Raw genomic sequence first — 10,345 nt, 5'->3', positions numbered from 1 at the left:
CAGATAGGCTTTAAACAAGCTTCGTTGTTCTTAATAGGACAGTTACAACTCCTTCCTGCCGTCGCACCTGGAAGAATCCCGGAGGTGATGAACTATATCCTAGATATGGCTGAGAGTTTTACGTTGCCAGAAAGGCGAGATAGGAGCTATCCAAGAGCGGTAAAAAGAAGGCCCAGTCGCTATGCGACTAGGCCTTCTAAAAGGTGTTAGCTTCTTAACTTACAAGCATTAGGCTGAGACAGCCTGCTTTTTTGGTTTTTAGTTATCGGCAATTTAAGCGCCAGCACACACTTCGGTAAAGCGTGAGCGAGCGTCTTGTGCCGCTAGCGATGATTGCTCTTTGTGTTCTTGTGCTTCAGTGAGAGCACTTAGTGCTTCTTCAAGCAGCTGTTGAAGCTCTTCAGGGATCGCCTTGCTTTCGTCCCCAGAATGTTCAAGAGCGTAGGCGCGGATGCGTTTTTTCACTTTAAACAGCGTCTGCATTGCCGCGCGCTCTTCATCGGCAGCGACTTGTGCAACGTCTCGGCACTTCTCAAAGTTCGCAAGCGCAACGCCTTCATGAGACCAAGGATCAAACTCAGGTAGGTCTTCAATATTGATGGTTGGTTCGACGTAATCTTCTTGGTGACGAATATCCAGCGTCGTTGCTTTCACAGCGGAAATCATCAGCATTACAGCAATACCAAGTAGTGGCAGACCACCAACAATGGCAGCAGTTTGTAGTGTACTTAGTCCACCTAGGAACATCAGTACCGCAGGCATAAAGCTTAGCGTGAATGCCCAGAATAGACGGTTCCAACGCATAGGTTCTTGAGTCACATCTTTTTGCACCACAGACGCCAGAATATAAGAGATGGAGTCGAACGTGGTTGCGGTAAAGATAATGCAAAGTAGCGTGAACAGCAGAATGATGAACCAAGAGAATGGCAGCTCTGAAAGCATCGAGAAGATCGCTTTGGTCGCGCCGTGTTCATTCAAAATACTGACAATGTCGAGTTGCCCAGAAAGCTGTAGCGATAAGCCGTAGTTGCCCAGGATAATAAAGAACAAGAAGCAGCCACATGAACCAAAGAATAGTGAACCTGCGACCATTTGCTTGATAGTGCGTCCTCTTGAAATTCTGGCTACAAACAGTCCCATACTTGGTGCAAATACTAACCACCAAGCCCAATAGAAAATAGTCCAGTCTTGTGGGAAATGGGTGTCATCGAAGCTGCCGTAGCCACCGAAGGGCTCTGCCCATGTTGCCATTACAAAGAAGTTTGACATCATGCGGCCGATTGAGTCTAGGCCAGTCTCTAGAATGAAAATGGTTGGACCCAGCAGCAAAACGATAGCGAGCAGTAGCATCGCACCCCAGAAGTTGATGTTGCTGAGGATCTTGATGCCTTTTTCCATACCTGCGAAAGAAGAGTAAGCAAAAATCGCAGTACAGATAGCTAACACACCAATTTGGGTATAAGTCGTTTGTGGTAAGCCAAACAGAACACTCAGACCTTCACTGATAAGCGGTGCCGCCAGACCTAAAGTTGTTGCTGCTCCGCCAAGAAGACCAAAAATAAACAGAACATCAATAAGCTTACCCAGTGCGCCATTGGTATGCTTTTCGCCAATGACTGGAATCAATGCGCTCGATACCTTAAGGGCAGGTTGCTTACGAACATAGAAGAAGTAAGCAATAGGCAGTGCTGGGATCAGGTAAATTGCCCAAGCAATCGGTCCCCAGTGGAAGATGCCGTAGGTTGCTGCCCAGCGGATAGCTTCTTCACTGCCTGGCTCTAGTTGAAATGGTGGTGATTGGTAGTAATACGCCCATTCAATACAGCCCCAATAAAGAATACTGGCACCGATACCGCCACAAAACAGCATGGCAGCCCAAGATGAGGTCTTAAACTCCGGCGCTTCGTCAGGGTCACCTAGTTTGATTTGGCCAATATCGCTAAAAATGATGAATATCATGAAGAAGAGGGCAGCGAGGCCAAGTGCTAGATAAAGGAAACCGAACTTGTCGGTCATAATCAGTTTTGCTTGCGCAATGATATCAGCGCCTTGCTCTGGGAACAGGATCAGCGGAATGATAACAGCGAGTAAAAGTGCGATAGCGCCAAAAAAGGTTGGCTTATCGATGAGTTTAAAATAACGTTCCATGCGATGTTTTCTAAGTCAAATAACATCATTATCATTTGAATAACATCACACGCTCAAATCTGGTTATCTATCGTGACAACAAAAGAGCGTTGTTTTATACCAAGGCGAGTATTAACGCCCCAACGGTGATGGCTGCAGATGCATACTGACCCGCCGAGTAGGACGAATCTTTTTGCTCTTCGAGATCGTCAGGGTGATCCATGCCTAGTGCACCATGTGCAAAAGAGGTTACCGTCTTACCCATGCCATCGTCTTCATCTTTATCCGTTGCTTTATCGGTATTGTTAGGCTTTGGTGTTGCTGACTCTTCTTGTTCAAATAGCGCTTTTGCTTGCGGTGAGATAGAGACACTGTCGCCACCACGTTCACCTTGCGGTGTCGGCAAAGTATTGCCACTAGATTCTGCCTGTTTGATGGTGTTTGCTGCGGCACTGCCAAGTTGATTGGTTGGCGCAGACATGCCGGAATTGACGCTCTGCATAGCTATCTCCATTTGTGCTATCAATTACTATGTCGTCATTTATGGCAAAATCTTTATAAAAATTTCTCTAGGTGAGACATAGAACCTGTTTATCATTGATAGCTAAGCAATAAGTACGCCAAAAAGCGGACTTATTGCTTCAAACGCGCTAGTCACAGGTGAGCGTGTCACTACGTTTATGTAGGTGCTTATAGGCTTGCATTTGGTTCTCTTTTTGCACATATCGAACCGGTGGCGCGAGAACCGAGAGTTGAAAATCTCTTGAGTCACTGGTTATATCTGTGACCGGAGTAATGACGGCGATGTTAAGGTTAGGTGCTAGAGCTTGTATTTGCGCTGCTGTTCCGAGAGCGTTTTCGGTGTGAAACTTACCAGCAATGTGCATGACTTGCGTACCTGGGTGCTGGTTGATGTAGTCAACGATGCTCTCTGCCATGGTAGCGTCCCACGTCAACTGAGCGGCATATTGGCGCTCAGTTTGCTCACTATCGCCATGGTGCATTGAGGCCATGAACTTGTCTTTGTAGGCTGAAGAGGAGGTATCAATGCGCTTTGCAACTAAAGTTCGCTCATTACTGTCCAACTTTTCTAAGTAGTTAAGTCCTTCACGCCCTATACAGCGAACAAAGCTCTTAGGTGCATTACTGGCAATGATATCGAGTTGGTTTTGCTTAGCAAGTTCCACAAGCGGTCGATAATCGCTTTCATAGTTTGGCCACGCGTTTCCTTCGCGTATCAGCATTTGTTCGCCAATTTCTGATTTCAAATATTGATCGACAATAGGCTGCTTATCTCGAGTGAACTGTTCCATCGAAAGCGCAAGCTTGGCGTTGTTGTTTACAAGCTGTTTTAGAAGATTGGTCTGAAAGCGATGCACGCCACTGTGCGTATGCCACTCTCCAATGAGGATAACATCGGCACTTTTTAGGTCGACCGGTAATGATGAAAGCGAAACCGCTAAGCCTTGTGGAGAATACAGCTGATAATCGTAGAAGGAATTAACGGATTGAGCTGGCTTGGACAGGTCATTTGAAGGTGCGCTGCTACAACCGGCGAGCAGAGCGAGTGACAGGGCGATAGGGTAAGCTTTCATAGGGACTCTCTTTAATAAAAAATAGCCTTCAATGGAAGGCTATCTTGAAAGTACTATGGTAAACGAGAACCGCGCGTGACTCAACGCAATTGAAAATTAATATCATTACCAATTGGAGTTTTGGTTTTAACTCTTGCGATATACTCTTACCATAAAATCGGCACGACAGTCGAAGTGCTCGGTCTGTTGCAGCTTCTCTCTTAGCTCTTGGCTAGCTTTCCAAGCAAATGGTGTCATTTGCAAAAGGTCATACGCTTGCTGGCCGTTAAGGTTCATTGTGTAGTCGAGCTTAGCCTCAGAAACTAGGTCGAAACCTTCAATCACTTCAGCAGCTTCATCGTGAAGTCTCACATCTTGATAGATAAGTTCGCGAAGCTCATATAAGTGATGACTGCCTGGCGTGACCGTAATCATCAGTCCGTTAGCTTCGATACAGCGGCTCAGCTCGTCATGTTTGCACGGCGCATAAATACGAATCACCGCGGCAAGACTCTCTTCAGAAAAAGGTAGCTTATGACTAGAGGCAACGCAAAAATTAACCTTGTCGTAGCGCTTAGAACCGTAGCGAACCGCGACTTTGGAAATATCGAGGCCATAGACGGCAAAGTCGGGATTATCGCCTGTCAGCTCGTCGGCAAAGTAGCTGGTGTAGTACCCTTCGCCACAACCGATATCAAGGATATTGCCTTTAGTTACGGTTAAAGATGAACCCAATATGTCGGCGACTTTATCTCTCATGGGAGCGTAGAAGTCGTGTGCTAGGAATGTGCGCCTTGCCTGCATCATCTCTTTGTTGTCACCTGGATCTTTTGAGCGCTTGTGTTGCACAGGCATAAGATTGACATAACCTTCTTTGGCTTTGTCGAACTGGTGATTATTGCTACAGCGATAACTGCGCTCGTCTAGAGCGAGTGGCTGCTGACACAGAGGGCATTGATAAGACATAGGTTAGACTCGACGAAAATTTTCGTAAGTCTAACCATATCAAGGAAGGGAAGCAATTCAGTCGGCTGAATTCCTTCAGGTTGGCAGATTACTTGATGAAAATCTGTGTCGCTAATTGGTGGCTTTCACCGGGTGCAAGCTCTTTGCCAGCTTCCAGTGAGTCAGCATGAAGTGTTGACTCAATACAGAACATGCTGAGGTAGCCGTCATTGTTCATGTCACCCATAGATTCCGCACCTTGTTTCCAAGGGTTCCAAAGTACTGCTGAGTTGTCGCCGCTATTGCATACTGCCAGCTTGCGATCGAATGCATTGTCATGCAGTACGATTTCATCAGATGGAGCTGTGTAAACGCGGTCGATGGTATCGGAAAGGGTAAGCACCTCTTGGCCTTCACACATTTTGCCATCAAGTAAGCCATCAATGTAGCTAGAGCCCATGCCAGTCACTTCCATCTTCTCGATGTCACCTAGATTGAGGTAGGTGTGCAGAGCGCCAGAGAAACGCCACGAAGTGGTGTCAGTGTTGGTGATGTTTAGCGATACATTTAATGAATCGCTCACTTCCACGTTTAAGACCAATTGGAATTTATGTGGCCAGATATCACGGGTAGCGTCAGTGTCGGTCAGGCCAAGGCTAACAATTACACCTTGTTCATTTTCGCGGTGCTCAATGAGCTCCCAAGTACTGTTGCGCGCAAAACCGTGAGCCGGTGCTGCTACTCGGCCAAACCAAGGCCAACAAATTGGAATACCACCGCGCAGTGCCGCTTTGTTGTCAAAGATGGCGTCTTTGCTCATCCAAATCAGATCTTCTTGGCCTGCTGGCTTAAATGAAATGACATGGCCACCGTGTAGAGAGATGGCAGCTGAAGCTTTAGGGTGAAGAACGCGAACCACTTTATTGTCACCAATTTGAGCGATAGTGACATAGTCAGAGAGAGCGGTCAGGGTAGGTAAAACAGACAAATCCATAGTGTAACTTCCTAGGTTAAGTCTCTGGTTCCTAGGGCGAGGGGATAGCTCCCAGGTGTCAATTGGACCCAGAAACAGATACTAAAAAGGCGACCCTATGAGTCGCCTTTATTACAAATATTCAGCTAAAAGCTTACATTACTTAGAGATGTGAGCTACTAGGTCTAGAACTTTGTTTGAGTAACCGATTTCGTTGTCGTACCAAGATACAACTTTAACGAATTTGTCAGTTAGAGCAACACCAGCTTTAGCATCGAATACTGAAGTTTGAACTTCACCGATGAAATCTTGTGATACTACTTGGTCTTCAGTGTAACCTAGAACGCCTTTAAGCTCGCCTTCAGATGCTTCTTTCATAGCAGCACAGATTGCTTCGTAAGATGCAGCAGTCTTAAGGTTAACAGTTAGGTCAACTACAGATACGTTAGCAGTTGGTACACGGAAAGCCATACCAGTTAGAAGGCCGTTTAGTTCAGGAAGAACAACGCCTACTGCTTTAGCAGCACCAGTTGAAGATGGGATGATGTTTTGAGAAGCACCACGACCACCGCGCCAGTCTTTAGCAGAAGGGCCATCTACAGTTTTTTGAGTTGCTGTAGTAGCGTGAACTGTTGTCATAAGACCAGATTCGATACCGAACTTGTCGTTAAGAACTTTAGCTACAGGAGCTAGACAGTTAGTAGTACAAGAAGCGTTAGAAACGATGTCTTGACCTGCGTAAGTTGAATCGTTCACACCCATAACGAACATTGGAGTTGCGTCTTTAGAAGGGCCAGTTAGAACAACTTTCTTAGCACCAGCAGTGATGTGCTTACGTGCAGTCTCGTCTGTTAGGAAAAGACCTGTTGCTTCAGCAACTACGTCAACACCGATTGCGTCCCATTTTAGGTCTTCTGGGTTGCGCTCTGCAGTTACACGTACAGTTTTGCCGTTAACGATTAGGTTACCGCCTTCAACTTCAACAGTACCGTTGAAACGGCCGTGAGTTGAATCGTACTTAAGCATGTATGCCATGTACTCAACGTCGATTAGATCGTTAATACCTACTACTTCGATGTCGTTGCGCTCTTGCGCTGCACGAAATACGAAACGACCGATACGGCCAAAACCGTTAATACCTACTTTGATAGTCATTATAGTTGCTCCACAACTTAATTTCTGTTTAAAGATAACTGGTAGTAAAATTACAGAATCCAGTCACTAACTTCAATAGATAATCGGAATTAATTTGTCTAAAGTCAAAAAAAAGTGTCGCTTTTCTTAACATTCGGTATTAAATGACGTTTTTTTGAACTTAGCTCGTGACTCTGTAATGATTTGCTTGATGTATTTAACCTTGGGGACAAGGTGAGTTAACATGTTAGACACACTTTGGTGGGTAATTGACAACAATGTGCTACAACCAAGTTTATTACACGTAATAAGTGTGCGCTGATTAAAATGTAGACAATAAAAAAGAGGGTGTAAAGGAGATGACTGGGGAAAACAAAAATAGAGCCAAGCCAGACCAACACTGGCGTGAGACGCTAACCGATGAGCAGTATCGTGTTTGTCGCCAACAAGGTACCGAGGCTCCATTTACCGGGACACTGCTTCATAATAAGGACACAGGGCTATACCACTGTACCTGTTGTCAGGCCGAACTGTTTCGGTCAGAAAACAAGTATGACTCAGGGTGTGGGTGGCCAAGCTTTGATGAGCCTGTCAGTGAGTCCGCGATTCGTTATATAGACGATCACAGTCACGGTATGACACGTGTTGAAATACGCTGCAGTGCTTGCGACAGTCATTTAGGCCATGTATTTGAAGACGGGCCTCAAACTACAGGGCAGCGCTTTTGCGTCAACTCTGTGTCGTTAATTTTCAACAAAACTGATCAAGACTCCGTAAATTAGTCACTAGCTGTACCATTCTTTCATATCTGTCTTATCTGTCTTATCTGTTCGCGTCGTTGGGTGTTTACCACACCCAACGATTCCTGAAGCCATTCTTGCTCTATTTTTGCTCTATGATGACATTGTAAAAGCGTGAGCTTCTAGAATGCGCCCAACATTACATTCATAAGCTCTTTGCATTAAGCAAGAGCAGCAAACACAAGAACACCAGTATGAAAAACACACCGTTTATCGTTGCCCTTGTTGCAGCGTTATTTATGAGCCCTTCTTTTGCAAACACGACCGCTGGTGGCGAAGAGCAGTGGCAAATTGTAGAAGAGGATCAAGCAGCAGCGCCATCTTCCGCATCAACATCAAAGCAGCCTGCAACGAAACAGACTGCATCTACGCAAAAATCTAAGTCAAGTTCTGGCTCGTCATCTCGCCGTGGTGGTAATTCAGGATTCAAACTTGGTATGGGTCTAGATCAAGGGCTAAGCATTGTTGGTCAGATCAACAATACGATTAACTTTGCGGTTGGTAACGATGGCATTGCTGCAGATTACATCTTTAATCGTGGCAGCTTTGGTGGCGATGTGCCTTTTAATTGGTATGCAGGTGTTGGTGGTCAAATCAAACGCTCTGACAAATTTGGTCCACGCATTGCGCTTGGCGTTGAACTTCCGTTCGCAAGAAACTGGGATGGCTACGCACAGTTAACCCCGAGCCTGATGTTTGACAATAGTGACCTTAAGTTAGGCATTGGCGCAGGCATTGGCGTTCGCTACAGCTTCTAAATGCCCGATCAGATAAAAACAAAGGGAGCTCAACTGAGCTCCCTTTGTTTGTTTAACGGCTAGGGTTTATTGATTTAGCTCTAACTGGTAGAAGCTTGCTTTAACATAGTCACCTGCATCCATTCCGCGCCACTTACAAGAGGCGCTGCTTTTCTTCGTATTACACTGGTTGTATGCGCCCGCTTTGAAATACATCCACGTATTTCCGTAACCTTGGTCAACGTCGTGGCCTTGGTAGTTACCCGCTTTTAGATCAACATCGAAAGTTTTGACGATTTCGTTATCCGTGCCCGGGTTCTTGGTAAACGTAAGGTGCATCATATCGCCTTCAACGTTCACACTGTATGAGAAGATTTCACCAAGTTTGATACCCTCTTTTGGATCGACAGATCCTTGTCGCAAGTTGTATTCACCGAATACGTTGTGGCGAATGTCTTTTCTCAGCTTTTTGCCGTTCTCATCTTTCGCGTTTTGAAGATCTTTGGTTGGGTTCAACTCGTAGTTCCATACCAATGAACCGTGTTCATGTTCAGGGAGCTTACGATAGACAATTTTAAGAGGCTCATTTTTAGCCGCATGGATCTGGCCAATCACAACACCAAATGCACCGTTATGACTGTATTTACCGCTTTCACTTACTTGATCAACAGACAGTGTCGCCTTTAACTCACCGCCAATCGCACCATATTCAGAGGCATTTGGATGTGAGGCGATAACAAAGTTATTGCTTGGCTCTCCGTAATCAGTTGCAAGCATAGCGCGCAACTCACTTCGTGTATTTTTACTGTTGGGTGTGGTTGGTGCATCGTTCGGTGCCACAAAAACAACCGCGCCAGACTCTTTGTCCGTATAGAACCACTCCGGATGTACATAAGGTGTCTTAGTATCACCAAGTTGCTCTTTTGCTATCTCAAGTGTCTTACCTTTGCGTGGTCCTTCGGTAGTGAGTACTGGTAAATTAATTTTCCAGTTAGTCATATCGAAGTTTTGTGACGGTGCTTTGTTAGGGTCAAGGTTGTATTGGGCTGCAAGTGGAGACTCAGTAGCCGCAATAGCAGAACCCGCAATAATACTGGTGGCAAGTAGAGTGAGGGGCAATGATTTCATTATCGTTCCTTTGGTAAGCAATCATTAATGGGTATGCTTAGGATGTTACTATATTATTGTATTACAAAAGTGTGATTGGGACGAAATATTGAGTACTTTGGTATTTGCTAGGTGAGATAAAGCCGCAAACTGTGATTTGGTAGGAAGTTTTGTGTTTAATCGGAGGGACATTGGTTGAGCGCTAAAGTGGGCTCGGTTAGCCACCTTTATATTGCTTCAGCTTGCTAGTACACCGTCATTCCGCACTTGATGCGGAATCTACCCAAAGCGTGCTCTAAAGTTTATAGAGGCGCTGTCACGGTTAAGTAGCAGTGAGAATCTTGGATTACGGTGTTCACACGTTGCCAGACAGTTTTCTAGCAAACTTTTGGACATTAGTAGCACATTTGCCGAATTTGTCGTCATTCCGCACTCGATGCGGAATCTACTGAACGCGCACACCTAGAGTTAAAAATTGGTTATCGGTGATTTTTATTCCCTAACAGGTGTAACTCATATTTGGACATTAGTAGCACATTTGCCGAATTTGTCGTCATTCCGCACTCGATGCGGAATCTACTGAACGCGCACACCTAGAGTTAAAAATTGGTTATCGGTGATTTTTATTCCCTAACAGGTGTAACTCATATTTGGACATAAATGAGTTTCGGCAATTAGACTTTTAGTATCTAATGGATGGACTGAAATAAAGAAAAACCGCCTAACACTGCGCTCAAAATTCATGTTGAAGGTCAAATTACCCGTTACTCAAGGATGAGAAATGAAGAAACTAAATCTATTTGATACGCTCAATGCTGCCTCACTACTGCTCGTCTCTCCGGAATGGCCTAAAGTGAAAGCAGCTCAAAAGCGAGCGCAATCGTTTGAAAACCCTGTTGTCAATATACAACTGGAAATACGAAATATTGCTGGGCGAAAAATTCGCTT

At 45.2% G+C, this 10,345-nt stretch carries 9 protein-coding genes and 1 pseudogene; 3 read left to right on the top strand and 7 right to left on the bottom strand.

Annotated features, from left to right (window positions below; all coding sequences use genetic code 11):
* Positions 1 to 210, top strand: a pseudogene (locus tag L4C42_RS23285) (IS4 family transposase); the annotation flags it as partial.
* Between the two features lie 63 nt (positions 211 to 273).
* Here L4C42_RS23285 and L4C42_RS23280 read toward each other — a convergent pair.
* From L4C42_RS23280 to gap, 6 genes are all read right to left on the bottom strand, one after another.
* A complete protein-coding gene (locus L4C42_RS23280; RefSeq protein ID WP_353498302.1) occupies positions 274 to 2,148 on the bottom strand; it encodes a BCCT family transporter in 1,875 nt (624 codons plus the stop codon).
* A gap of 94 nt (positions 2,149 to 2,242) precedes the next feature.
* Positions 2,243 to 2,629 (bottom strand): hypothetical protein, encoded by a 387-nt coding sequence (locus L4C42_RS23275; protein ID WP_353498303.1) that lies wholly within the window; start codon positions 2,627 to 2,629, stop codon positions 2,243 to 2,245.
* Positions 2,630 to 2,777: 148 nt separating this feature from the next.
* Complete coding sequence (locus L4C42_RS23270) at positions 2,778 to 3,722, bottom strand: ChaN family lipoprotein (RefSeq protein WP_353498304.1); 945 nt, start codon at positions 3,720 to 3,722, stop codon at positions 2,778 to 2,780.
* Between the two features lie 126 nt (positions 3,723 to 3,848).
* Positions 3,849 to 4,667: a 23S rRNA (guanine(745)-N(1))-methyltransferase gene (gene rlmA, locus L4C42_RS23265; protein WP_353498305.1), complete on the bottom strand. Its 819-nt coding sequence runs from the start codon at positions 4,665 to 4,667 to the stop codon at positions 3,849 to 3,851.
* A gap of 88 nt (positions 4,668 to 4,755) precedes the next feature.
* On the bottom strand, positions 4,756 to 5,640 hold the full coding sequence (locus L4C42_RS23260) for a D-hexose-6-phosphate mutarotase (RefSeq protein WP_353498306.1): 885 nt from the start codon (positions 5,638 to 5,640) through the stop codon (positions 4,756 to 4,758).
* Between the two features lie 138 nt (positions 5,641 to 5,778).
* Positions 5,779 to 6,774, bottom strand: coding sequence for a type I glyceraldehyde-3-phosphate dehydrogenase (gene gap, locus L4C42_RS23255; RefSeq protein WP_265673358.1), 996 nt, complete (start codon positions 6,772 to 6,774; stop codon positions 5,779 to 5,781).
* Positions 6,775 to 7,112: 338 nt separating this feature from the next.
* Here gap and msrB point away from each other — a divergent pair, with 338 nt between their 5' ends.
* Both msrB and L4C42_RS23245 read left to right on the top strand, forming a co-directional pair.
* Positions 7,113 to 7,535: a peptide-methionine (R)-S-oxide reductase MsrB gene (gene msrB, locus L4C42_RS23250; RefSeq protein ID WP_353498307.1), complete on the top strand. Its 423-nt coding sequence runs from the start codon at positions 7,113 to 7,115 to the stop codon at positions 7,533 to 7,535.
* A 212-nt stretch (positions 7,536 to 7,747) separates the two neighbouring features.
* On the top strand, positions 7,748 to 8,311 hold the full coding sequence (locus L4C42_RS23245; RefSeq protein WP_353498308.1) for a hypothetical protein: 564 nt from the start codon (positions 7,748 to 7,750) through the stop codon (positions 8,309 to 8,311).
* A gap of 66 nt (positions 8,312 to 8,377) precedes the next feature.
* Here the strand turns inward: L4C42_RS23245 and L4C42_RS23240 are convergent, their stop codons facing one another.
* On the bottom strand, positions 8,378 to 9,418 hold the full coding sequence (locus L4C42_RS23240; protein WP_429761820.1) for a polysaccharide lyase family 7 protein: 1,041 nt from the start codon (positions 9,416 to 9,418) through the stop codon (positions 8,378 to 8,380).
* Between the last annotated feature and the right edge of the window lie 927 nt (positions 9,419 to 10,345).

Origin of the sequence: Vibrio wakamikoensis, assembly GCF_050337275.1 — a bacterium.
Classification (GTDB): domain Bacteria; phylum Pseudomonadota; class Gammaproteobacteria; order Enterobacterales; family Vibrionaceae; genus Vibrio; species Vibrio chaetopteri.
The sequence above is the reverse complement of the archived record's forward strand: the minus strand, read 5'-3'. Positions and strand labels throughout refer to the sequence as shown.